At 72.2% G+C, this 23,268-nt stretch carries 24 protein-coding genes and 1 pseudogene; 8 read left to right on the plus strand and 17 right to left on the minus strand.

What is annotated here, in order from left to right:
* The 10 genes from AB0P24_RS33770 to AB0P24_RS33815 all read right to left on the minus strand — a co-directional run.
* The coding region (locus AB0P24_RS33770; protein WP_365800758.1) for a phosphoadenosine phosphosulfate reductase family protein at nucleotides 1–373 on the minus strand (373 nt) is incomplete at its 3' end.
* Nucleotides 370–945, minus strand: coding sequence for an adenylyl-sulfate kinase (cysC, locus tag AB0P24_RS33775; protein WP_365800760.1), 576 nt, complete (start codon nucleotides 943–945; stop codon nucleotides 370–372). The genes AB0P24_RS33770 and cysC, both read right to left, overlap by 4 nt.
* Nucleotides 942–1,652, minus strand: a complete 711-nt coding sequence (locus tag AB0P24_RS33780; RefSeq protein ID WP_365800762.1) for a phosphoadenylyl-sulfate reductase — start codon at nucleotides 1,650–1,652, stop codon at nucleotides 942–944. The genes cysC and AB0P24_RS33780 overlap by 4 nt, the downstream gene beginning before the upstream one ends.
* Complete coding sequence (locus AB0P24_RS33785) at nucleotides 1,649–1,828, minus strand: hypothetical protein (RefSeq protein ID WP_365800764.1); 180 nt, start codon at nucleotides 1,826–1,828, stop codon at nucleotides 1,649–1,651. Before AB0P24_RS33785 ends, AB0P24_RS33780 begins: the two co-directional genes overlap by 4 nt.
* The gene (locus tag AB0P24_RS33790; RefSeq protein ID WP_365800766.1) at nucleotides 1,825–3,522 is read right to left on the minus strand and encodes a nitrite/sulfite reductase; all 1,698 of its coding nucleotides are present in this window, start codon (nucleotides 3,520–3,522) and stop codon (nucleotides 1,825–1,827) included. The genes AB0P24_RS33785 and AB0P24_RS33790 overlap by 4 nt, the downstream gene beginning before the upstream one ends.
* Nucleotides 3,523–3,645: 123 nt before the next feature.
* Nucleotides 3,646–3,729 (minus strand): putative leader peptide, encoded by an 84-nt coding sequence (locus tag AB0P24_RS33795; RefSeq protein WP_309500612.1) that lies wholly within the window; start codon nucleotides 3,727–3,729, stop codon nucleotides 3,646–3,648.
* A 104-nt stretch (nucleotides 3,730–3,833) separates the two neighbouring features.
* Nucleotides 3,834–4,412 carry a GNAT family N-acetyltransferase gene (locus tag AB0P24_RS33800; RefSeq protein WP_365800768.1) on the minus strand — a complete coding sequence of 193 codons (579 nt, stop codon included), beginning with the start codon at nucleotides 4,410–4,412 and terminating at the stop codon, nucleotides 3,834–3,836.
* Between the two features lie 42 nt (nucleotides 4,413–4,454).
* Nucleotides 4,455–5,789, minus strand: a complete 1,335-nt coding sequence (locus AB0P24_RS33805) for a hypothetical protein (RefSeq protein ID WP_365800770.1) — start codon at nucleotides 5,787–5,789, stop codon at nucleotides 4,455–4,457.
* Nucleotides 5,790–5,981: 192 nt separating this feature from the next.
* Nucleotides 5,982–7,253 carry a GAF domain-containing protein gene (locus AB0P24_RS33810; RefSeq protein ID WP_365800772.1) on the minus strand — a complete coding sequence of 424 codons (1,272 nt, stop codon included), beginning with the start codon at nucleotides 7,251–7,253 and terminating at the stop codon, nucleotides 5,982–5,984.
* A 431-nt stretch (nucleotides 7,254–7,684) separates the two neighbouring features.
* Nucleotides 7,685–9,319: an acyl-CoA dehydrogenase family protein gene (locus AB0P24_RS33815; protein WP_365800774.1), complete on the minus strand. Its 1,635-nt coding sequence runs from the start codon at nucleotides 9,317–9,319 to the stop codon at nucleotides 7,685–7,687.
* Between the two features lie 127 nt (nucleotides 9,320–9,446).
* Here AB0P24_RS33815 and AB0P24_RS33820 point away from each other — a divergent pair, with 127 nt between their 5' ends.
* Both AB0P24_RS33820 and AB0P24_RS33825 read left to right on the plus strand, forming a co-directional pair.
* Entirely contained in the window at nucleotides 9,447–10,592 is a 1,146-nt protein-coding gene (locus AB0P24_RS33820) for a YihY/virulence factor BrkB family protein (RefSeq protein ID WP_365800776.1), read from the plus strand.
* Nucleotides 10,593–10,775: 183 nt separating this feature from the next.
* Nucleotides 10,776–11,450: a helix-turn-helix transcriptional regulator gene (locus tag AB0P24_RS33825; protein ID WP_365800778.1), complete on the plus strand. Its 675-nt coding sequence runs from the start codon at nucleotides 10,776–10,778 to the stop codon at nucleotides 11,448–11,450.
* On the opposite strand, the gene AB0P24_RS33830 is transcribed toward AB0P24_RS33825, so the two are convergent.
* Nucleotides 11,436–11,834, minus strand: coding sequence for a VOC family protein (locus tag AB0P24_RS33830; protein ID WP_365800780.1), 399 nt, complete (start codon nucleotides 11,832–11,834; stop codon nucleotides 11,436–11,438). The genes AB0P24_RS33825 and AB0P24_RS33830 overlap by 15 nt on opposite strands.
* A 502-nt stretch (nucleotides 11,835–12,336) precedes the next feature.
* On the opposite strand from AB0P24_RS33830, the gene AB0P24_RS33835 reads away from it, so the two are divergent.
* The 4 genes from AB0P24_RS33835 to AB0P24_RS33850 all read left to right on the plus strand — a co-directional run bounded on the left by AB0P24_RS33835 (nucleotide 12,337) and on the right by AB0P24_RS33850 (nucleotide 14,868).
* Nucleotides 12,337–12,891, plus strand: coding sequence for a membrane lipoprotein (locus tag AB0P24_RS33835; RefSeq protein ID WP_365800782.1), 555 nt, complete (start codon nucleotides 12,337–12,339; stop codon nucleotides 12,889–12,891).
* Between the two features lie 30 nt (nucleotides 12,892–12,921).
* The gene (locus AB0P24_RS33840) at nucleotides 12,922–13,572 is read left to right on the plus strand and encodes a ThuA domain-containing protein (RefSeq protein ID WP_365800784.1); all 651 of its coding nucleotides are present in this window, start codon (nucleotides 12,922–12,924) and stop codon (nucleotides 13,570–13,572) included.
* 160 nt (nucleotides 13,573–13,732) lie between these two features.
* A complete protein-coding gene (locus AB0P24_RS33845; RefSeq protein ID WP_365800786.1) occupies nucleotides 13,733–14,617 on the plus strand; it encodes an isocitrate lyase/PEP mutase family protein in 885 nt (294 codons plus the stop codon).
* Nucleotides 14,614–14,868, plus strand: coding sequence for a hypothetical protein (locus AB0P24_RS33850; protein ID WP_365800788.1), 255 nt, complete (start codon nucleotides 14,614–14,616; stop codon nucleotides 14,866–14,868). The genes AB0P24_RS33845 and AB0P24_RS33850 overlap by 4 nt, the downstream gene beginning before the upstream one ends.
* Nucleotides 14,869–14,948: 80 nt before the next feature.
* Here AB0P24_RS33850 and AB0P24_RS33855 read toward each other — a convergent pair whose 3' ends face one another.
* Entirely contained in the window at nucleotides 14,949–15,152 is a 204-nt protein-coding gene (locus tag AB0P24_RS33855; protein ID WP_365800790.1) for a hypothetical protein, read from the minus strand.
* Nucleotides 15,153–15,182: 30 nt separating this feature from the next.
* Nucleotides 15,183–16,247 (minus strand): substrate-binding domain-containing protein, encoded by a 1,065-nt coding sequence (locus tag AB0P24_RS33860; RefSeq protein ID WP_365800792.1) that lies wholly within the window; start codon nucleotides 16,245–16,247, stop codon nucleotides 15,183–15,185.
* 516 nt (nucleotides 16,248–16,763) lie between these two features.
* Between AB0P24_RS33860 and AB0P24_RS33865 the strand changes: the two genes are divergently transcribed.
* The gene (locus tag AB0P24_RS33865) at nucleotides 16,764–18,341 is read left to right on the plus strand and encodes a carboxylesterase family protein (RefSeq protein WP_365800794.1); all 1,578 of its coding nucleotides are present in this window, start codon (nucleotides 16,764–16,766) and stop codon (nucleotides 18,339–18,341) included.
* On the opposite strand, the gene AB0P24_RS33870 is transcribed toward AB0P24_RS33865, so the two are convergent.
* The 3 genes and pseudogenes from AB0P24_RS33870 to mmuM all read right to left on the minus strand — a co-directional run bounded on the left by AB0P24_RS33870 (nucleotide 18,315) and on the right by mmuM (nucleotide 19,841).
* Complete coding sequence (locus AB0P24_RS33870; protein ID WP_365800796.1) at nucleotides 18,315–18,518, minus strand: substrate-binding domain-containing protein; 204 nt, start codon at nucleotides 18,516–18,518, stop codon at nucleotides 18,315–18,317. The two genes, AB0P24_RS33865 and AB0P24_RS33870, sit on opposite strands and share 27 nt — an antisense overlap.
* Nucleotides 18,519–18,573: 55 nt before the next feature.
* Nucleotides 18,574–18,774: pseudogene (locus AB0P24_RS33875) on the minus strand (LacI family DNA-binding transcriptional regulator); the annotation flags it as partial.
* Nucleotides 18,775–18,923: 149 nt separating this feature from the next.
* Nucleotides 18,924–19,841, minus strand: coding sequence for a homocysteine S-methyltransferase (gene mmuM, locus AB0P24_RS33880; protein ID WP_365800798.1), 918 nt, complete (start codon nucleotides 19,839–19,841; stop codon nucleotides 18,924–18,926).
* Nucleotides 19,842–20,116: 275 nt separating this feature from the next.
* On the opposite strand from mmuM, the gene AB0P24_RS33885 reads away from it, so the two are divergent.
* Nucleotides 20,117–21,526, plus strand: coding sequence for an RICIN domain-containing protein (locus AB0P24_RS33885; protein ID WP_365800800.1), 1,410 nt, complete (start codon nucleotides 20,117–20,119; stop codon nucleotides 21,524–21,526).
* A gap of 12 nt (nucleotides 21,527–21,538) precedes the next feature.
* On the opposite strand, the gene AB0P24_RS33890 is transcribed toward AB0P24_RS33885, so the two are convergent.
* Nucleotides 21,539–23,218: a rhamnogalacturonan lyase B N-terminal domain-containing protein gene (locus AB0P24_RS33890; RefSeq protein ID WP_365800802.1), complete on the minus strand. Its 1,680-nt coding sequence runs from the start codon at nucleotides 23,216–23,218 to the stop codon at nucleotides 21,539–21,541.
* Nucleotides 23,219–23,268: the final 50 nt, after the last annotated feature.

Here is a 23,268-nt window from a genome sequence, read left to right on the forward strand (position 1 = left end):
GGAGGGGGTTGCGGGTGCCGTCGGGGCGTTCCTTGAGTACGCCGCGGTCGATGTAGTCCTGGACGGAGGCGACGTGGAGGCGCAGTCCATGTGCGCTCACCACATGGTCGCGGTAGTCGAGGACCTCGGGGAAGTTGTGTCCGGTGTCCACGTGGAGGAGGGAGAAGGGGATCGCGGCGGGGGTGAACGCCTTCAGTGCGAGGTGGAGCATGACGATGGAGTCCTTGCCGCCGGAGAAGAGGATCACCGGTCGTTCGAACTCGCCCGCCACCTCGCGGAAGATGTGGACCGCCTCGGACTCCAGCGCGTCCAGGTGCGACAGGGCGTACGGGGTGCCCGTGCCCTCCCCGTGCGCCGCCACGGTCGTCGTCATGCCAGTCCCTTCCCGCTCAGCAGGGCGTACACGGACGCCGCGGACTCCTGCACGCTCTGGTGCTGCGACTCGATCCGCAGATCGGGCGTCTCCGGCTCCTCGTACGGGTCGTCCACGCCGGTCAGCCCGGTCAGCTCACCCGCGGCCTGCTTGGCGTACAGACCCTTCACATCGCGTACGGAGCACACCTCGACCGGGGTCGCCACGTGCACCTCGACGTACGCGGTGCCGTTCTCCGCGTGGCGCTTGCGCACCGCGTCGCGGCTGTCCGCGTAGGGGGCGATCACCGGGACGAGCGCCTTGACGCCGTTGCGGGCCAGCAACTCGGCGACGAAGCCGATGCGCTGCACGTTGGTGTGCCGGTCCTCGCGGCTGAAGCCGAGGCCCGCCGAGATGAACTCGCGGATCTCGTCGCCGTCGAGCACCTCGACGCGGTGGCCCTCCTCGCGCAGCCGGCCGGCCAGCTCGTACGCGATGGTGGTCTTGCCGGCACTCGGCAGACCCGTGAGCCAGACGGTGGCTCCGGTCGTCACGTTGTTCTCCTGGTTCGTCGAAAGCCCGATGGCCGTCATCCGTGCAGTCCGCACTCGGTCTTGGCCCGCCCCGCCCAGCGGCCGGCGCGCGCGTCCTCGCCCTCCAGCACCCGGCGGGTGCAGGGGGCACAGCCGACGGAGGTGTAGCCGTCCATCAGCAGGGGGTTGGTCAGCACCCCGTGTTCGGCGACGTAGGCGTCCACGTCGTCCTGGGTCCAGCGGGCGATCGGGGAGATCTTGACCTTCTGCCGCTTCTCGTCCCAGCCGACGACCGGGGTTCCGGCCCGGGTCCTGGACTCGTCGCGGCGCAGCCCGGTCGCCCAGGCGGTGTAGTTCTTCAGGCCCCGCTCCAGCGGCAGCACCTTGCGGAGCCTGCAGCACAGGTCGGGGTCGCGGTCGTGCAGCCTGGGGCCGTACTCCGCGTCCTGCTCGGCGACCGTCTGGCGCGGGGTGAGGGTGATGACGTTGACGTCCATCACCGCCTCGACCGCGTCCCGGGTGCCGATGGTCTCCGGGAAGTGGTAGCCGGTGTCGAGGAAGACGACGTCCACGCCCTTCTGGACGCGGGACGCCAGATGGGCCACCACGGCGTCCTCCATGGAGGAGGTCACGCAGAAGCCCTTGCCGAAGGTGTCCACCGCCCACTGGAGGATCTCCAGGGCGGAGGCGTCTTCGAGGTCACGGCCGGCCTGCTCGGCCAGCGCCCTCAATTCGTCGGTGGTTCGCTCTTCCTGAGCGGTGGTCATATCTGTTCCCCTCCAGCTTCGGAGTGCTTCAGCCCCCGGGCGAGCAGCCCGAGGAACTTCAGCTGGAATGCGCGGTTGCAGGCGGCGCATTCCCAGGCGCCGTGGCCCTGCTCACCGGGACGCAGGTCCTCGTCACCGCAGTAGGGGCAGTAGAAGGGGGCGGCCCGCTCGCTCATGAGAGGGCCTCCTCGCCGGCGCGGGCGGCCCAGGCGGCGAACCGCTCGCCGTCCGCGCGCTCCGCCTGGAAGCGCCGCAGCACCCGCTCGACGTAGTCGGGCAGTTCGTCCGCGGTCACCTTGAGACCGCGCACCTTGCGGCCGAACCCGGCCTCCAGGCCGAGCGCGCCGCCCAGGTGCACCTGGTAGCCCTCGACCTGCTCGCCCTCGTCGTTGAGGACCAGCTGGCCCTTGAGACCGATGTCCGCGACCTGGATACGGGCGCAGGCGTTCGGGCAGCCGTTGAGGTTGATGGTGAGCGGCTCGTCGAACTCGGGCAGCCGGCGCTCCAGCTCGTCGATGAGCGAGCTGCCGCGCTGCTTGGTCTCGACGATGGCGAGCTTGCAGTACTCGATGCCGGTGCAGGCCATGGTGCCGCGCCGGAACGGGGACGGCTTGGCGGTCAGGTCCAGCGCCTCAAGGGCCTCGACCAGCGACTCGACCTGTGCCTCCACCACGTCGAGGATGATCATCTTCTGCTCGACGGTGGTCCGCACCCGGCCCGAGCCGTGCGCCTCGGCGAGGTCCGCGATCTTCGCCAGGGTGGCGCCGTCCACGCGGCCGACGCGCGGGGCGAACCCGACGTAGAAGTTGCCGTCCTGCTGCCGGTGCACGCCGACGTGGTCGCGCCAGCGCTGGACCGGCTCACCGGGGGCGGGGCCGTCCACGAGCTTCCGCTTGAGGTACTCGTCCTCCAGCACCTGGCGGAACTTCTCCGGGCCCCAGTCGGCGACCAGGAACTTCAGGCGGGCGCGGGTGCGCAGCCGCCGGTAGCCGTAGTCCCGGAAGATGCCGACGACGCCGGCCCAGACGTCCGGGACCTCGTTCAACGGCACCCAGGCGCCGAGCCGGACGCCGATCTTCGGGTTGGTGGACAGGCCGCCGCCGACCCACAGGTCGAAGCCGGGGCCGTGCTCGGGGTGCTCGACGCCGACGAACGCCACGTCGTTGATCTCGTGGACGACGTCCAGGAGCGGGGAGCCGGAGATCGCCGTCTTGAACTTGCGCGGCAGGTTGGAGAACTCCTTGCTCCCGATGTACCGCTCGTGGATCTCGTCGATCGCCCAGGTGCCGTCGATGATCTCGTCCTCGGCGATACCGGCCACCGGCGAGCCGATCACGACACGCGGGCAGTCGCCGCACGCCTCCGTGGTGGAGAGCCCGACCGCCTCAAGACGGTTCCAGATCTCGGGCACGTCCTCGATCCGGATCCAGTGCAGCTGGATGTTCTGCCGGTCGGTGATGTCCGCGCTGCCCCGCGCGAACTCCTGCGAGATCTCGCCGATCACCCGCAACTGCCGCGTGCTGAGCCGGCCGCCGTCGATCCGCACCCGCAGCATGAAGTACTTGTCGTCCAGCTCCTCCGGCTCCAGGACGGCGGTCTTGCCACCGTCGATGCCGGGCTTGCGCTGGGTGTACAGGCCCCACCAGCGCATACGTCCGCGCAGATCGTTGGGGTCGATCGAGTCGAAGCCGCGCTTGGAGTAGATCGTCTCAATGCGTGTCCGCACATTGAGACCGTCGTCGTCCTTCTTGAACTGTTCGTTGCCGTTGAGCGGGGTGTGGTGACCCATGGCCCACTGCCCCTCGCCGCGGTGACGGCTCACCTTGCGGCGCGGCGCGGAGGCAGCGGGGTTCTGAGGGGTGGCGGCCATGGCGATATACGTCCTTCGGACAGGTGGGAGGCTCTGACCTGCGCCTGCGGGCGCATACGGGCACAGGCGCGCAACATTGCGCGGGGAGAGGTCTGGACAGGGCGGCGCGGCGGTGCTGTGCTCTCAGCCCGCCGGACAGATGGCGCTGGACATGCGGCCGAGATCGACGTGGCGTCGACTCACCAAGGCAATTCCAGTTCCAGACATGACGGAAGCGTGTCACGCGGATCTCCGGGCAGTCCACCATCGTCCGCGATTCGGACTCATCTATTCCGAATAATGAGACGGAGTGTTGTGGGTCACGCCCCGTCTCACGCGGTGGTGTGCGCCCCGGGCCACGGTCCGGGCGCCGAGACGTCCGGTTCCTCCGCGACTTTGGTGTCGAACAGCCGGAAACCCCGCCGCTGATAGTTCGCCATCGCGTGCTCGCCGTCCAGACTGCACGTGTGCAGCCACACCCGCTTCGTCGGCGGCCGCTCCGCCCACCGCTCCGCCAGGTCCCAGGCGCGCGCGGCGCCGTACGAGAGCAGGTGACCGCCGATGCGGCGCCCCCGGAACGCCGGGATCAGACCGAAGTAGACGATCTCCACGACCCCGTCGTCCTGCGGGTCGAGCTCCACATAGCCCGCCGGGGTGCCCCGGTCGTACGCGACCCAGGTCTCCACGCCCGGCCGCGCCAGGTGCTGCTGCCAGCGGGCGTGGCTCCAGCCCAGCCGGTCGGTCCATCGGATGTCACCGCCGACCGAGGCGTACAGGAAGCGGCTGAACTCGGGGGAGGGGACCTCGGCGCGGACGATCCCGACCGTGTCGCCGTCCGGGACGGCGGCGGGCCGGAGGTCGGCCGGGGAGGTCTGCTCCAGGGACCAGGTGGTCACGACGATGCTGCTCATGGGGCCAGGCAATCATCCCGGTCCCGGACATGTCGACAGCCGTTATCCGAAGGACGCGTCGATCGAGCGCAGCGGGACCGAGAACAGCATGCGGTCGCTGACCGACCACACCTCTCCGGTGTCCGGCGCGTAGGAGAGCGATCCGGTGCCCTCGGCCCAGCAGCGGTGCGAGGCGTCCGAGCCGCAGTCGGCCGCCCGCGCGCCCTTGGCGTCCTGGCGCCACAGGCTGCCGTGCCCGTCCATGGCGCCGGGCAGGTGCCCGACGTACCACGCGGAGTCCGTCGCGCCCGGCGGCCGGTACGACAGGACACCCCGGATCTCCGAGGCCCCGGTCCGGTACGCCTCGACCGCGTCGGCCCGGCCGAAGGTGTCCGTGGCGAGCAGTCCGCCGCGCCCCGGATCCTTGTCGAACGCGTACCGCCACAGCCGGGCGTGCTGGTCACTGCCGGCGGACGTCCACTCGCCGAGGACCAGGCTGTCCGGGGCCGTCCCCCGGTCCACCGAGAGCGCGCTCGGACAGGGCGGCCCGGTCGGGGAGCAGGCCCCGTCGGTGAACCGGTACGAGCCGACGGCCGGCATCACGTACCGGAAGCCGTCGGCCGACCAGCCGCCGCGCACCCGGCCGATCGCCCCGGTCAGCACCGAGGTCCGCTGGATGCGGTTCAGGTCGTAGACGTAGAGCGCTTCGGCACTGCCCTGGACGGTGGTGACCAGGAGCTTGTCCTGGTACCAGGCCATGCCGGAGATCTGCGAGGTCAGGCCCCGGTAGGTGCTGCCGTCGGCGCTGGGCACGGTCAGCAGGACCCAGGAGTAGGAGGGGTGGGCGGGGGCGTTCGCGTTGATCACCGCGATCCTGGCCAGGCCCCGGGAGGCGGCGGGGCCGCTGCCGGTGCTGTGCGTCCAGCCGGCCAGGACGACGCGGTTGGCGCCCCACAGGCCGTCGTCGTCCGCCTCCGAGGAGGTGGTCACCGAGGCCGGCTGCCAGTCGTCGGTGAGGGTGTCGGCGGGGTCCCAGCAGTACGCCTCGGTGGCGGCCGGGGTGACCGGCAGCGAGTCCCGGTCGTCGGAGCCGCAGTCGGCCGCCTCGCGCAGGGTGTGGTCGGACTCGGCCAGCACGTCGGTGACCCCGACCGTGCCGCCCATCGCCGAGGCGAGCCGGTCCAGCGAGCGGCGCGGTACGAGGCGTTCCTGGAGCTGGAGCCGGGCGGTGTCGGCGGTGGAGGTCAGTGGCTTCAGCGCGCCGGGGTTCTCGGCGACGGTGGCCTGCGAGGCGCTGACGATCGTGGCCGTCGCGGTGAGCGCCAGCGCGGTCCCGGCCAGGGCGGCGCGCAGCGCCACACCCCGTCTGCGCCGCCGGTGTCTGCCGCGATGCTTCATGTGTCCTCCCGAGGCGGGCCAACTGCGCCTGATGGTCCCAGCGTTGATCAAGGAGCAGGTGGGGAGGCCCGTACTCGGATGCTACGGCAGCCGGAGTCGCCGTGCGTCGAAGTCCGCGCAAATATGCGGAAGATACCTCCTCGGATGACCCGGATGCCCGGATGCGTTGCATACGTTCGGGAACTGGGACGTTCAGCGGGGGCGAGGCGCCCGGCCCGCCGTCACGGCCGGGGCCGTCGAGTGCGGCAGCAGGTCGCTCGGGTCGTCGGGGAGCACCACCTCGATCTCGGCGTCCTCCCTGAAGCGGTACGGCCGGTGTTCGAGAAGTGCCCCGAGATACCGCCGTATCCTGGACATCTCAGCGCGTACGGTCACGGTCCGCGAGGCGTCCCCGAAGATGTCCTCGGCCAGCCCGGCCGCGCTGCGCCCGGCGCGCCCCACCGCCAGCAGGTACAGCAACTCGGCGTGCCGGGGACTGAGTTCACGGGACCACGAGCCCGTGCCGGCGCCGACCGTCACCGAGGGCCGGCGCGGCCGGGCCAGGTCGAGCACGAGCCGGCCCCCGCCCACCGGCGCCGGTTCGTCCACCGCCCGCAGCAGCCAGCCCCCGGCCAGCGGCTCCACCGCGCACAGCCCGAGCGCGGGCAGCCACCGGCGGCCCGGCGACAGCGACTTGGGCAGCGTGAGCCGCCGTGGATACGGCACGCCGGTGACCGCCGCGGTCCAGCCGTCGGCGTCCACCACCAGCGCCCGCCCGCCGAGCCGGGCCAGCACCGGGGCCGCGACCGCCCGCAGCGACTCCAGCGCGTCCAGATGCAGCTCCCGCAGCCGGGCCTCGGCGAGCTTCGCCACCGAGTTCACCCAGGCCAGGGTGGCCGGATGCATCGTCTCCAGCGGGCCGCTGACGTCCACCACACCGAGCAGGCTGCCGTCCCGGGGGTCGGTGATCGGGGCGCCGGAACACGTCCAGGCGACGTGTGAGCGCGCGAAGTGCTCGGCGGCGAACACCTGCACGGGCCTGCGCACCACCGCCGGGGTGCCGACCCCGTTGGTTCCGACGACGTCTTCGCGCCAGTCCGCGCCGAGTTCGAGGCCGAGCCCGTCCGCCTTGCGCAGCACCGGAGAGGATCCCTCCCGCCACAGCACCCGGCCGTCGGCATCGGCCACCACCATGATGTGCCGGCCGGTGTCCGCGACCGGAAGCAGCCCCTCGCGCAGCACCGGCAGTACGTCCTTGAGCGGTGACTCCTCGCGTCTGCGCCGGACTTCGTCGGCGGACAGCAGCCCCGAACGGAAGTCGTGGTCGGGGTCGACGCCGCTGCGCAGCATGCGCCCCCAGGACTGTTCGATCACCGGCCGGGGCGCCAGTCGCCCAGGCTGTCCGGAGAGTCTGGCCTCGCGTACCTCGTTCAGTACCCGCGCCGCCTGCGCCGCGTCCTTCGCGGCGAGTCGCGCCAGGTCCATCGGCGGGTTCCCCACTGAGGTCCTCCCGGATACGCCTCGAAAAGGCATCGATGAGTCGCTGTCAAGCCGTCCGGGCGGCGGGTTCCGGTCCGACTGCGCGTCTCATACTGCCGTTTTCCGGTGCCGGAGGCACACAGTCCGCACACAGCCGTCGATATGTTGCAACCCCTTGCAACCCTGGTGGACGGGCGGGGGGTGGCCGAAACTTGAGCGGACGCCGCGGCGTCAGCGGCCTGACATGGGCCGAAGGGGCGGGGGTGGTGCCGTGTCGGCGCAGCACCACCCCCGTCGGCCGGTGCGGGCCGGTCGCAGCAGGGGGCGCGTCACCAGGTGCCCCGGCGGCTCACGGTTGTGGTGGGTTGCTCGCGCCCACGCGGCGGAGCCGCATGTCAATACGGCCTCGCGCCCCTGGGGAGCTGCGGGGAGCGTCCTCAGCAGGCCCGGGCCCGGTCCACTACCGCCGTGAGGTCCAGGCCGCTCGGCAGGGTGCCGAACGTCGAGCCCCAGTCGTTGCCCAGCCTCGACGCGCAGAAGGCGTCCGCCACCTCCGGCGGCGCGAAGCGGACCAGGAGCGAACCCTGGAGGACCGTCGCCAGCCGTTCCACCAGCCGCCTGGCCCTGCCCTCCATGCCCTCCAGGTCGGCCAGTTCGGAGAAGAGGTCCTTGACCGCGCGGTCCAGGCGGTGGTCGGCGCCGTGGGCGCGGCCGATCTCCTGGAGGTAGGCGTCCAGCGCGCCCGGTTCGCGTTGCAGAGCCCGGAGCACGTCCAGGGCCTGGATGTTGCCGGCGCCCTCCCAGACCGAGTTGAGCGGGGACTCGCGGACCAGCCGGGGCAGGCCCGACTCCTCCACGTAGCCGTTGCCGCCCAGGCACTCGGCGGCCTCCACGACGAGCGGCGCGCAGCGCTTGGTCACCCAGTACTTGGCGGCCGGCAAGGCCAGCCGCAGCAGGGCCTGTTCGGACTCGCCGCCGTCGTCGTAGGCGGCGGCCAGCCGCAGCGCGAGGGCGGTCGCGGCCTCCGACTCGATCGCGAGGTCGGCCAGCACGTTGCGCATCAGCGGCTTGTCGGCCAGCCGCCCGCCGAACGCCTCGCGGTGCGTGGCGTGGTGCACGGCCTGCGCCACCGCCTGCCGCATCAGCCCCGCCGAGCCCAGCACGCAGTCGAGCCGGGTCGCGGCGACCATCTCGATGATGGTCCGCACCCCGCGCCCTTCCTCGCCCACGCGCCGCGCCCAGGTCCGGTCGAACTCGACCTCGGCGGACGCGTTCGACCGGTTGCCGAGCTTGTCCTTGAGCCGCTGGAGGAGGAAGACGTTGCGGGTGCCGTCCTCCAGTACCCGCGGGACGAGGAAACAGGTGAGCCCGGCGGACGCCTGGGCCAGCACCAGGAAGCCGTCCGACATCGGTGCCGAGCAGAACCACTTGTGGCCGGTGAGGGCGTACGCGCCGGCCTCGGCGAGCGGAGCGGCGGCGGTCGCGTTCGCCCGTACGTCGCTGCCGCCCTGCTTCTCCGTCATGCCCATGCCGAACAGGGCGCCGGCCTTCCGCGCGGCGGGCCGCAGCTCACGGTCGTAGATCACCGAGCTCAGCAGCGGCTCCCACGCGGCGGCCAGCTCCGGATCGGCGCGCAGCACGGGCACCGCCGCGTTGGTCATCGACAGCGGGCAGCAGGTGCCGGCCTCGACCTGGGTCCAGACCAGGAACGCGGCGGCGCGCCGGACGTGCCCGGACGGCCGGATCCAGCCGGTGGTCAGGCCCGCGCCGACGCCCTTGCCGAGCAGCCGGTGCCAGGCGGGATGGAACTCGACCTCGTCGATCCGGTGGCCGTAGCGGTCGTGGGTGCGCAGCCGCGGCGGGTGCTCGTTCGCCTGCGCCCCCCACTCCTGCAACTGCGCCGAGCCGGCCGAGGCGCCGAGCCCCGAGAGCTCTGCGCGCACCTCGTCGAGCAGCTCCGGGGCGGTGTGCCGCTCGACGGCCTCGACCAGGGCCCGGTCGGCTCCGAACAGGTCGTACCCGACCAGCGGGGGCGGCTGGTTGGTCACGGTGTGCGTGGTGTTGCCTGCCATGTCTGTGAACCTACCCGGGGCTGCGGCGGTGGTCTCCAGCCTGACACAACGGCCCCGCTCGACGAGTCCGCCCCGGCCCGGGCCCCGTGAGGTGAGGAGGGCCCCGGGCGGCGGATACCGTTAGGGCGTGCAGTCAGCAAGCGACACTCCCGAGCGGCCCTCCGGCCGGCTCCACCGGGCCAGAGCCCTCTACCGGAACGTCTCCAAGCGCAGGACGGCCTGGCTGCTGCTCAAGGACACCGTCAATTCCTGCATGGAGTACCGCATCCTCGGCCTGGCCGCCGAGGCCGCCTTCTTCACCCTGCTCTCCGTACCACCGCTGCTGCTCTCGCTCATCGGACTGCTCGGCTACGTCGACGACTGGACCGGCGCCCACACCATCGCCAGCCTGGAGGCCAACCTCCTGGAGGCCTCCCGCACGGTCCTGTCCGACAAGGGCGTCAAGGAGATCGCCGAGCCGATCCTGAACGACGTGATGAAGGGCGGCCGCCCCGACGTCATCTCCATCGGCTTCCTGTTCGCCCTGTGGTCGGGCTCCCGCGCGGTGAACGTCTTCATCGACACGATCACCGTGATGTACGGCCTGGACGGCGTCCGGGGCATCGTGAAGACCCGGATCGTCTCCTTCCTGCTCTTCATCGCCGCGCTGCTGATCGGCTCGGTCGCGCTGCCGCTGATGGTGGCCGGCCCGGACGCGGTGGTCGGGATCGTGCCCTGGTCGGAGACGCTCGTCCAGGTCCTGTACTGGCCGGTCGTGATCGTCCTGTCCATCGTCTTCCTGACCACGCTGTACCACGTCTCCGTGCCGGTGCGCTCGCCGTGGATCGAGGACGTGCCCGGCGCTCTGGTCGCCCTGGCCATGTGGGTCCTCGGCAGCTTCCTGCTGCGCATCTACCTGACCAGCACCATCGAGGGCGCGACGATCTACGGCTCCCTCGCCGCGTCCGTCGCCGTGCTCCTGTGGATCGGCGTCTCGGCCTTCGCCGTGCTGGTCGGCGCCGCCGTGAACGCCGCGATCGACCGGGTCTGGCCGGCCGCCGCGACGGCCGCGGCGCGCGCCGCCAACGAGCGGCTGCGGGAGGCCCAGGTCGCCGAGTACGTGGCCCGTGCGGCCGCGGCGCGGGAGGCCGATCCCGGGGATCCCGACGACCCCGACATGCCGTCGGAGTTCCCGGAGCGGTGGTCCCGGTTCCTGCCGCCGGAGGACGTCACGGCGCGGTTGCGCGCGCATGTGAAGAGCAGCCATCCGCCGCCGCGGAAGCCGGAGGCGTGAGGCCGGCGCCGGGTTCGTCGCGGGGGTTCGCGACGGGGCGGGGTGCGGGGTCGTCGTTGCTGGTCGCGCCCACGCGCCGGTGGCCGCATGTCGGACAAGGCCCCACGCCCCTTGGGGCGCGATCAGGCCGCCGCGTCGAACAGGGCCCCGCGTCCCTGACGGGGCGCGTCTAGGCTGGCGTCCGTGTACAGGGAACGGGCGTCTCGGATCTCCGGTGCGGTCGTCTGGGTGAACAGGACCGACGAGGGTGGCGCCGGGCGGGTGCTGCCCGACGGGTGTATGGATCTGCTCTGGCATGAGGGGCGGCTGCTGGTCGCCGGGCCTGATACGCGTGCGTACCTCACTGAGGGCGTCCCGGGTGTGTGGGTGGGCCTGCGCTTCTACCCGGGTACCGCGCCGGCCCTGCTCGGCGTGCCGGCGTACGCGCTGCTTGATCAGCGGGTCGAACTGAGTGACCTGTGGCCGGCTGCCGACGTGCGGCGGCTACGGGCCCGCGTCGGAGGGGCCGTCGATCCCGCCGCCGCGCTGGAGGAGATCGCCCTGGAACGAACCCCGCCTCCCGACCCGTCGCTGCGGCGGCTCGTCGAAGCCCTGGACGCCGGGCGGTCCGTGGCGGCCGCCGCCGACGAACTCGGTCTCGGCGCCCGCCGGCTGCACCGGCGCTGTCGTGCCGCCTTCGGCTACGGGCCCAAGACGCTCGCCCGGGTGCTGCGGATGCAGCGGGCGCTCGCGCTCGCCCGGGCCGGGGTGCCGCTCGCGGAGACGGCGGTCCGGTCAGGGTACGCGGATCAGCCGCACCTCTCCCGGGACGTACGGGAGCTGGCGGGTCTGCCGCTGACCGGGCTACTCGGCGGGTAGCGGGGCGAACAGGTCGACGCCGTTGCCGTCGGGGTCGTGCACCGTGGCGTACCGCTGGCCCCAGAACGCGTCCCAGGGTGTGAGCTCGCCGTGGTGGCCGGCGCCGACCAGGTCGTCGTAGAGCGCGTCGACCTCGGCGGGTGAGGCGCAGCGGAAGGAGAGTGACACCCGGCCGCCGCCGGACGGCGGGCGCCAGCCCGGGTGGAAGGAGCGGATCGTCTCCTCCGTGTCCAGCGCGAGGGTGAGCCCTCCGGGCAACTCGGCCTCGACGTGCGGCTGTTCCTCGGCACCGGGCGGGAACCGCAGGCCGAGGCGGCGGTAGAAGGCGAGGGAGGCGGTCAGGTCGGAGGTGACGAGGCCGAGCACGGCGAATCGTGGAGTCATGCCGTCACCGTAGGCGGGGGCCGGTCGCCGGTCTTGAAGGAATCGGACACCCGGCTCAGCCACCCGGCTCGGTGAGAGGTCACCGGGCCGTGCGAGCGCCGCCGGTGAAGGAGAGCGACACCGGGCCCTCGGCAGGGTCGGAGCTCTGCGGGGGCGAGGGCGGTCGCCGCCACCGCAGGCAGCGGGGTGACGGGCAGGCCGGCGGCGGTCGGGCGCGGCGAGGCGCCCCGGTCGACGGGGTGCGGGTCCCGAGGCCCGGACGGGCTCCGCCGGGGATGGGTCTCACCCCGGTCCGCCGGGTGAAGCCGGCGACGGCCGCGGCGAGATCGGGCGTCACCGGCATCGAGTGGTCGAGGAGTGGTCGAGGAGTGGGGGGAGGAGTGGGGGAGTGGGGGACCGGTGTCCGGTTCCGGCCGCGGCCATCCGCTCCCGGTGCGGTACGGGGGCTCGGCACGCGGGAAAACCGCTCCTCTGTGGAACACCTGTGCGGCACGATGGGCGCATGATCCGTGCCGTGCGCGTCCTGCCGCCCCTGCTCCTCGCGACCGCCCTGCTCACCGGCTGCGGCACCGAGAAGGCGGGCTCGCGAACTTCCGGGGATTCCAGTGCCCCCGCCGACCCGGCCGAACTGGCCTCCAGGGCAGCGGCGTCGGGGATGGCACCGGAGCTGGTCTACGTCACCGACGCGCCGGGCTTCACCCTCGCCCAGCAGTCCGTCGGCGTGCAGGGCGACGACGGCTTCTCCGCCGCGTACACGGACCGGACCGGCGCCGTCATCCACCTCTACACCGACCGGCCGCGCCATGCCGGGCACCACAAGTACGAGGTGGACAAGAAGGACTGCGTGGTGTGGCTGGAGGGCGAGGGCGGGGTCTCCGGCGCGGTGCTGGGCAAGGCGCTGCGCGCCGTGCACCGTCCCACCGCCGGCGAACTGGACACCCTGTTGCCCTCACCCGACCCGGCCTTCACCGACGACCAGCCGGTGCGGCGCGGTGACCTGCCGACCGACGGCGACGGCGGCCCGCCCGACAACAGCGTGCCGACGCCGGGTCTTTGAGCCGCCCCGGCTCTGGGTGATCATGCGGACATGGCCCCTCGACTGCTCGTCCACACCCGCACCACCGGCTACCGCCACGACTCCATCCCCGACGCCGTCGCCGCCGTACGGGAGTCCACCGGGTTCGACGTCGACGCCACCGAGGACCCGGCCGCCCTCGAACAGCCCCTGGACGGATACGCGGCCGTCGTCTTCCTCTCCACCAGCGGCGAGATCCTGACGCCGGCCGGGCGTGCGCGGCTCGCTGCCTACGTGGCGGCCGGCGGCGGCTTCGCCGGAGTGCACGCGGCGGCCTGCACCGAGTACGACTGGCCGCACTACGGCGAGCTCCTCGGCGCCCGCTTCGACCGCCACCCGGCGTACCAGCCGGGCCGGGCGCTCGTCGAGGACCGCGACCACCCCGCGACCCGGCACCTGCCCGCCGTCTGGGACTTCACCGACGAGTGGTACGACTTCCGCGACAGCCCGCGCGGCCGGGTGCGGGTGCTGCTGAGTGCCGACGAGACCTCGTACGACGGAGGCGGGATGGGGGACGACCATCCGCTGGCCTGGTGCCGGGAGCAGGGGGCCGGACGGGTGTTCTACACAGCCCTCGGGCACGCCCGGGAGGCCTACCGGGATCCGGCCTTCCTGGCCCACGTGCACGGGGGCCTCGCCTGGACCGCCCGGCTCGGCCAGTGACGTTTCTCCGGTGAAACCGATCCGCCATTGGAGTGAGTAAAGGTCGCGCACGGAGATGGTCACGTGTGTATCTAGAGATGCTCTTGTCTTGGCAAAGGGCTGTAGAGACGCGGCGGCCGCTCGTGCTGTCGCGCCACCCACCCACCGGAGGAGCCGGACCTTGACTTACGGGAAGAAGCTGCGCGAGCAGATCGCCAGGCCGGGGACCACCCCGCTGATCGGCGTGTACGACATGTACTCGGCGTCGATCGCGGCCAAACACTACGACGGGATGTTCGTGTCGGGCTTCGGCTTCGCCGCCTCGTACTACGGCCTGCCGGACATCGGGTTCATCGCCTGGCCCGACATGGTGGCCTTCGTCCAGCGGCTGCGGGGCGCGTTCCCGCACCACCATCTCCTCGTCGACATCGACGACGGCTACGTCGACCCCGAGGTCGCCTGCCACGTCGTGGAGGGGCTGGAGCGGATCGGTGCCTCCGGGGTGATCCTGGAGGACCAGAAGCGGCCGCGCCGCTGCGGGCACGCCGACGGCAAACAGGTGCTGCCCCTGGAGGAGTACCTGGACAAGCTGGAGAAGGTCCTGGAGACCCGCCAGGACCTGGTCGTCGTGGCCCGTACGGACGCCACCGACGAGCACGACATCCTGCACCGCGCGGAGCGGCTCGCCGCCACCGACGCCGACGTGATCCTCGTCGACGGGGTGCGCAGCGAGGAGTGGATCCGCCGCATCCGAGGGGTCGTCGGCGACAAACCGCTGCTCTTCAACCAGATCGCCGGCGGCAAGTCACCCCGTCTCTCGCTCAGCGAGCTGGACGACCTCGGCGTCGACGTCGCGATCTACTCCACGCCCTGTCTGTTCGCCGCGCACGAGGCGGTGGACTCGGCGCTGAGCGAGTTGAAGTCCGCGGACGGCAGGCTGCCGGTGGTCGACGCGGCCGGCGGCGTCGGCGTCAAGGCGTCCACCACCCTGCTGGAGCGCAACATCGCCCGGGAACGGCGCCACGAGCCCGCCCCCGCCCCCGCGTCCGAGGGCGTGGGCGTGTGACGCGGCTGCGAACCGCCGCGGCCGTCACGGCGACCACGGCGGCACTGCTCGCAGGGGCCACGGCACCCGTGCACGCGGCAGGCGGTCTGATCACGGTGATCGACAACTCCCACGCGGACTCCATCCTGGAGGTGGACCGCACGGCGAACGTCCAGGCCGGCCGGGGCACGGCCGGCAGCGATCACGACGGCAGCGCCGTGGACGCGATCCAGGCCATGCTCGGGAAGCCGCGTCAGAGCGGCGACGACTGAGAGACCGGCCGGTGGGGCACCGTGCGGCCGTCGGGGCCGACCCGTGCGGCGCCCCGCGCCCCTGACGGGGGCGCTCCCGCTCAGTCCTCGCCGAGGTCCGGGCGGCCGTTCTCGTCCAGCTCCACGTCCTCCTTCGGGTCGTGCTCGTCGGCCGGGACGGCCACCGTGGCGTGGTGGCGGCCCGGGGCGAGGGTCAGGGTCGTGGCCCGGGCGGTGCCCAGGACCGTGGCCGCGGCGGCTGCGGCCAGGGCGCAGGCCACCGCGGTGCGCAGGGTGAGTTTCATGCCCTGGAAACGATCTTGATGAGGGCGCGGTCACCGTCGTACGGCCGAACGGGCAGGCGGAGGCGCCGTACTGGCCCGCTCCACCAGCCTGGTCGACAGCTCCGTCCGGGTGCTCTCCGGACGGTCCCCGTGCATCAGCCGCACCAGCAGCCGCAGCGCCGTCGCCGCCATCTCCGCCAGAGGCTGGCGGACCGTGGTCAGCGCCGGGGTACCCCAGCGTGCCTCGGGCAGATCGTCGAAGCCGACCACGCTGACGTCCTCCGGCACCCGCAGCCCGCGTTCGGCCAGCGCCGCGTACGCCCCGAGCGCCATCCGGTCCGAGCAGGCGAACACGGCGGACGGCGGCTCCGGCAGGTCGAGCAGTTCGTGCATACGGTGCCGGGCCGTGCCCCCGTCGAAGCCCGCGTGCCGGACGTACTCGCCCCGATGGCGCACCCCCGCCGAGGCGAGCGCCGAGCGGTAGCCGGCCACCCGGGCGGCACTGCACATCCGGCGCCGGTTTCCGGCGATCACCGCGATCCGCTCATGGCCGAGCGCGAGCAGGTGCTCGGTCGCGGTGACCCCGCCCTGCCAGTTCGCCGCCCCGACGGAGACCACGCCCGCCGGGGGTTCGTGGACCGGGTCGATCAGCACGTACGGGATGCGGTGGTGGTCCAGCCAGGCGTACTGCGCCTGGGTCAGCTCGGCCAGGTTGAACAGCACCCCGGAGGAACCGCGTGCGGTGAGCTTGTCCAGCCAGCCGCGCTCCGGCCGGCCGGCCCGGCTGCGGGCCAGCCCCGCCGACACGACGATCTCCAGCCCCGCCTCGTGCGCGGCCTCCTCGACACCGTGCAGCACCGCCCCCGACCAGGAGCTGTCCAGCGCGTGCACGACCAGGTCGATCAGGGTGGGGGCCTTCGTCGCGTCGAACCGCGGCCGGCGGACGTAGCCGAGCCGTTCGAGGGCCTCGGTGACCCGGCGGCGGGTCTCGGGCGCCACGTCGTCGCGCCCGTTCACCACCTTCGAGGCGGTCGGCACGGAGACACCCGCCTCGCGGGCCACCACCGCCAGCGTCGGACCGGCCGCCGCCATGCTCGTACCCCCGGCACGGACCATGGGGAACCCGCCTCTCCGGCCCGCCCTTGGGCCAACGAAAGTAACGAAAGTTGCGACCAACGCTGCTTCCGCGGTCTGTGTGCAAGCCGTCCAGTAAGCGCTTCCTACGATAGGTGCGCGTCAACACGGCGTGAAGACCTGGGAAATCACGGGATCTTCGCGGGCGCGACTTTCGAAACTTCGAACAAGGCGGCCGGGGTTATGCGGGGGTGCAGGTCACTCGGAAATCGGTGAAGTCAGCGGTGAAGGAGGCGTCGACGAGGTCTACGGCGTGGAGCACCACCGCAGACCGCGGTCTCCGGCTCCGCCGGACCTGAGTCTGCGACGCTCCGCGTCGCCACTGCCAGATTCGCCTCACCCTCGGCCTGAAGGCCGATGCACTGCGAATGAATCCGGTAGCGGCCCGTAGCCGCCCGTATCCGCCCGGCCACGTGTGTGCCGGAATACCGGGAGCAGATGTGATGCTCTTGTCATACCGGCGTACTGGCGCACGCGGCGGGAGGAGCTGGTGGGCGGATGACGGCAGAGCGGACGGACCCGAAGGATCCCGAGGGCCCTGTGGAGCCTGTGGCCGGCACCCCGTACGGGGCGGTGCGCGGCAGGTGGGAGCACGGAGTCGCCGTGTTCCGCGGTATCCCGTACGCGGCCCCGCCCTTCGGAAGACACCGGTTCCGTCCGCCCGTGCCTCCCGAGCCCTGGGACGGCGTCCGGGACGCGGGCGCGTTCGGGCCGACGGCGCCCAAGCCGCCGTACTCGGAGGCCTTCGCGCAGTACCTGTCCGACCCGGTGATCCCCGGCGACGACTGCCTCAACCTCAACGTGTGGACCCCGGAGCCCGGCCCCGGAGCCCGGCTCCCGGTCCTGGTCTGGCTGCACGGCGGCGCCCTGACCAGGGGCTCCTCGGCCGTACCGGTGTACGACGGGCACGCCTTCGCCCGGGACGGGGTCGTCTTCGTCTCGGTGAACTACCGGCTGGGCGTGGAGGGCTACGGCCTGTTCCCGGACACCCCGCCCAACCCCGGCCTGCGCGACCAGCTCGCCGCCCTGCGCTGGGTCCACGACACCATCGCGGCCTTCGGCGGCGACCCGGCCCGCATCACCCTCTGCGGCCAGTCCGCCGGCGCCATCAGCACCGGCGCCCTGCTCGCCGCGCCCCAGGCCCAGGGCCTGATCCGCCGGGCCGTCCTGCAGAGCGGCCCGCCCGAGGCCGCGGAGCGGGACAGGGTACGGCGCATGGTCCGCCGGATGGCGAACCGCCTGCGGATCCCCGCGACCGCCCAGGCCTTCGCCGAGGTCGACCGTGACCTGCTGCTGCGCGCCCAGGCCGAGGCGGGCAGGCTGAGCAGCCCCGTCCTCGGCGGCCCCGCCTTCGGGATCGTCGTCGACGGCGACCTCGTTCCCCGCGACCCCTTCCAGGCCCTCCTCGACGGCGAGGCGGCCAGGGGCGTCGACCTGCTGATGGGCTGGACCCGCGACGAGTACCGGCTCTGGCTGGTCCCCGGCGGTCTCGTCGACCACGTCGAACGGCTCGGCCCGGTCGCCTTCGCCGGCGCCATGGCCCGCTGCCGCGTCGGCCCCGAGGTGCCGCGCGGCTACCGCGCCCTGCGTCCCGACGCCGGCCCCGCCGAGATCGTCGGCCAGCTGGTCACCGACCACCTGCTCCGCCTCCCGCTGCACCGGCTGGCCGAGGCCCGCGCCGGCGCCGCCCACCTCTACGAGTTCGCCTGGCCCTCCAACCGCCCGGGCCTCGGCGCCTGCCACGCCCTGGAACTGGGCTTCGTCTTCGACACCGGGGAGGACCCCCACTCGGCCCGGCTGGCCGGCGAGGGCGCCCCGCAGGAACTGGCGGACGCCATGCACGGCGCCTGGGTCCGCTTCGCCACCACCGGCGACCCCGGCTGGCAGCCCTGGGACGACACCCACCCGGTCCGCGTCCTCGGCGACGGCGAACCCCGCACGGTGTCCGGCCCCCGGGACGCGGAGTTCGCCCTCTGGACCCGCCAGGCACCGTCGGCCCGCCCCGAGCGATCAGCCGAACTGACCCGCGGCGTACGCCGGCTGCGCCGCTCAGTGGCCGCCGTGCGCCGCCACTGAGTCCCGTACGACCACGTGCGTGCCGAGCAGCAGGTGTTCGTCGGCCGACTCGGCGCCGTGTCCGAGCGCGGTCCGCACGGCGAGCCGCCCCAGCTCCTCGTAGGGCACGTGCACGGTGGTCAGGGCGGGGTGCAGATCGCGGGCGAACGGTATGTCGTCGTACCCGGCCAGCGACACGTTGCGCGAAGGACGGCCCGGTGATGTCCTCCGGCACGAAGGCGAGCGTGGGCGTACCGGCCCCGGCCACGGCCTTGGCCCGCGCGTCGGCGACATAGTCCATCTCCCGGACGGCACGCAGCACACGGGTACGGGTGGCCGCACTGACGGGGTAGTCACCGCCCAGCACCCGGGACACGGTGGACGCGGACACCCCGGCCCGAGCGGCGACGTCGCGTATCGTGCTCCGCCCGGCCTCTTCACTCTTCCTGGTCAACCCCACCCCCGCCAACCGGTTCCCACGGGGACCTCAGCGCCCCAGGGGACGCGGACAGTGTGCCTGCGCGGCTCCGCCGCGTGGGCGCGACCAGCCCAGGTCGGCCCGCACCCGCCCACGGTCAGCCCCCCGCCGTGAACAGGCGCCCCTCAGACCACCCGGGCAATCCCGGCGATCGCCTCCGGCCCCACCCGGCAGCACCCCCCGATCAACCGGGCCCCCGCCTTTCGCCACCCCTCCACCTGCTCGGTGTCGAACAACGACCGCCCGGTCCACGCCCGTGCCTGCGCGTCCCACACCTCCCCGCTGTTGGGATAGACGACCACCGGCTTCCCGGTCACCCTCGCCGCCACCTCGACCGCGTCCGCCACGTCCTCGGGCGCACAGCAGTTCACCCCCACGGCGATCACCTCGTCCGCCTCGGCGGCCAGGCCGAACGCCTCCTCCAGCGGCTGCCCCGCCCGGGTCCGCCCGCCCGCCACGCTGTACGACAGCCAGGCCGGCACCCCCAGCCCCCGCACCGCCCGCAGCAGCGCCGCCGCCTCGTCCGCGTCCGGCACGGTCTCCAGCGCCAGCACATCCGGCGCCGCCCCGGCCAGCACCTCGAGCCGCGGCCGGTGGAACCGCTCCAGCTCGTCGACGCTCAGCCCGTACCGCCCCCGGTACTCGGAGCCGTCCGCGAGCATCGCCCCGTACGGCCCGACCGAGGCGGCCACCCACAACGGCCGTACGATCCCCTCCGCCCGCGCCCGTCGTACCGCGTCGCGCCCCAGCTCCACGCTCAGCGCGAGCAGCCGGGCGGCCTCCTCCTGCGGGATCCCGCGCCTGCCGAAGCCCTCGAAGGTGGCCTGGTAGCTGGCGGTGATCGCGACATCGGCGCCCGCCCTGAAGTACGCGAGGTGGGCGTCGCTCACCGCGTCGGGCCGATCGGCCAGCAGTCGTGCCGACCACAGCTCGTCGCTCAGGTCGTGCCCGGCGGACGCCAGCTGGTTGGACATGCCGCCGTCGAGCACGACCGTCCCGGCGGTGAGGGCGTCGGCGAGGCTGGGGGAGGGGTCGCTGGTCATGCCCCGACGCTAGTCGACCCGGCACCGGACGACCGACTGTGTCCACTTCGTGAACAGATCGCCCATGATGCGGACCTCGGAGTGCGGTCGCCGACCCCCCTGCCCCTTGGGGAGCCGCCCGTCCCAGAAATCGCTTTCCCCCTTGTCTCGTCAGACCCGTTGACCTCCTCGTAACACGCCCGTACCTTTTCGGCGATCACAACGTCCGGCATGACAAATGCCGTTCGGAGTCCCGAACGACCGGGTCGAACCATCCCCCAAGGAGCGTGTCTGACATGAGACGTGCGTACGCGATCCTGCTGTCCCTCTGTCTGGCGGTGATCGGCGCCCTGGCCACCGCGGGACCGGCCGCGGCCGCCTCCCAGACCGTCACCAACGGCACCCAGTTCACCGACACTTCGGGGAACATCGTCCACGCCCACGGCGGCGGGGTCATCAAAGTCGGCAGCTACTACTACTGGTTCGGCGAGGACCGCAACTCCGACAACACCTTCAAGTACGTGGACGCCTACCGCTCCACCGACCTGAAGACCTGGGAGTTCCGCAACCACGTCCTCACCCAGTCCTCCGCCTCCGAGCTCGGCACCGCCTACATCGAGCGCCCGAAGGTCATCTACAACGCCGCCACCGGCAAGTTCGTGATGTGGATGCACAAGGAGAACGGCGTCGACTACAGCGAGGCCAGGGCCGCGGTCGCCGTCTCCGGCACCGTCGACGGGACCTACACCTACCAGGGCAGCTTCCAGCCGCTCGGCCAGTACATGTCCCGGGACCTCACCACCTTCGTCGACACCGACGGCACCGCCTACATGGTCTCGGCCGCCAACGAGAACGCCGACCTGCACATCTACAGACTCACCGCCGACTACACCGCCATCGACAGCCTGGTCGCCAACCCCTGGGCCGGCGCCAGCCGCGAGGCCCCGGCCCTCTTCAAGCGGGGCGGCGTCTACTTCATGCTGACGTCGGCGGCCACCGGCTGGAGCCCCAACCAGCAGAAGTACGCCACCGCCACCTCCCTGGCCGGTCCCTGGACCTCCTGGACCAACGTCGGCGACGCCACGGCGTACGGTTCCCAGACCGCGTACGTCCTTCCGGTCAGCGGCACTTCGGGCACCTCGTACCTCTACATGGGCGACCGCTGGGGCAACTCCTTCGGCGGCACGGTCAACGACTCCCGCTACGTCTGGCTGCCGTTGACCTTCCCGACCGACACCTCGATGTCGATGTCCTGGTACCCCGAGGTCTCCGTCGACACGGCCGCCGGCACGGTCAGCGGCACCGGCGCCACCTACAACACCCTGATCGCGCGGCACAGCGGCAAGTGCGCCGACGTCCCCAGCCAGTCTCTCTGGGAGGCCGTCGCGATCAGCCAGTACACCTGCAACAGCGGCACCAACCAGAAGTGGTGGTTCAAGGACCTGGGCACCGGCTACTACGAACTGATGGGCCGCGGCAGCTCGCTCTGCCTCCAGGAGAACGCGAACGACGTCACCCAGCAGGACTGCACCGGCGCCACCGCCCAGCAGTGGTCGGTCGTCACCTCGGGGTCGTACGTGAACATCAAGGCCCGTACGACGGGTGAGTGCCTGGACGTGTCCGGCGCGTCCACCGCCAACTCCGCCGCCGTCATCACGTACACGTGCAACGGCGGCACGAACCAGCAGTGGACACGCGGAACATGATGAGACCTCAGCTCATGCCAGCAGGTCGATCGCGTCGATCGCGGTGCCGGCGCTGAGGTAGGACGTCGTCCCCGAGCCGCTCGCCACGTAGATCTTCAGCGTGTTGTAGGCGCTGGTGTCCGTCAGCCAGGCGGACGCCGGAACGCTGTAGGTGAACGTGTGGTTGTTGCCCCGGTACGAGCCCACGGTCAGCGACCGGGTGCTCGGCTGGGTGGGCGGGGAGGGGACGGCGGAGGTCCAGGTGTCGTTGACGACGACCTGCGGCCGGCCGTTCGCGTAGGCCGTCGTCACGCCGATCCTCAGGGTGTGCGCGGCGGCGGCCTGGGCGGCCGTGAGCCTGAAGTAGACGATGATCCCGCTGTTGACGTCCTTCCACAGGTAGCAGGGGAAGCCCGAGGTCTCGGTGCCGCTGCCGATGACCACGTTCCCGGTCCAGGACGCGGCCCGTACGTCCGACGGGTGCATGTACGTCATCAGGTCGGCGTTCTTGAACCCGCCCGGCGTGCCGTCCCAGTTGTTGATGCGCCAGATCGCGGAGGCGTTGCTCGGATCGTTGGAGGACGGGATCGCGAGGGTGTTCAGGGTGGTGGTCGAACCCGCCGAGACGCTCACCGAGCCGGTGTAGACGGCCAGTTCGCCCTTGAAGACGGTGAGGGTGTACGTCCCGGGCAGCACCCCCGCGATCGAGAAGTAGCCGTCCGACGAGCGCGCCGAACCCCAGTACTGCGCGGCCGAGTTGGCCAGCCCCACGGTGTAGGCGTACGCCGTGTCCCGCCCCGAGATGCCGACGCCGGCCACCCGCCCGCGCCCGCCGGCCGCCACGTACCCGGAGATGCCGAGCGAGTCCGCCCACGACGTGGTGAGGGTGCCCGGGTACAGGGACGAGGAGGGCGCGCCGCCGTCCGTGAAGGCGATGACGTACGGGCCCTGGAGGCCGTAGCGCTCCGACTCCGTCTGGTTCTCGCCGTAGTACAGGATCTCGTACAGGCCACCGCCGTCGGCGCTCTGGTGGCGCAGCAGCGAGCGGTAGAACGGGCCGCCGGAGGCCTTCTCGTGGTTGCTGCGCACCATCCACAGGCCGACGCTGCCGGTCGTCCAGCCGATGCAGTCGTAGTCCATCACCCGCAGCCTGGAGTAGTGCTTGGCGCGGGTCTGGCCGTCGGACTTCTCGAAGACGTCCGCGGACTCGATGACGGTGGGCGCGTAGGTGTAGGAATCCGGCTCGTCGTTCAGGAACAGGCCGGCCTTCACGCGCACGATGTACCGGGTGGCGGTGACCGACGAGTCGGCCTTGTTGGTCCACAGGTAGACGTTGTTCTCGCCGCTGCGGGCCGCGTAGTAGTGCTTCAGCGTGCCGTACGCGACGGCGACCAGGATCGTCGAACCCGACTGGGCGATGGTCACCGTCGAGGTGCCGAGGCCCGACTCGACGTGCGAGTTCTTGCCGCCGTAGCCCTGGTACTCGGTGCCCTTGTAGACCAGCGAGGTCAGGTCGCCGTTGGTCTTGCTGACCTTGAAGACCAGGCTGGCGCCGGTGTCCACGACGTAGTTGGAACCGTCGTCCGACCAGCCGAAGCCCGCCGCCGAGGCGGTGGCGGCCAGCGGGCCGGTCAGGGCGGCGGTACCGGCGGCGGCCGCGCTGCCGAGGACGAAGGTGCGGCGTCCGAGCGGTCTCCCGGTGGATCCGGACATGGGGGTGCCTCCTTCGGTGGGGCGGGGGTGCGGGTGAGTGTGAGAGTGGC

The sequence above is a fragment of the Streptomyces sp. NPDC086519 genome, assembly GCF_040686075.1.
In the GTDB taxonomy this organism is placed as follows: Bacteria; Actinomycetota; Actinomycetes; order Streptomycetales; family Streptomycetaceae; genus Streptomyces; species Streptomyces shenzhenensis.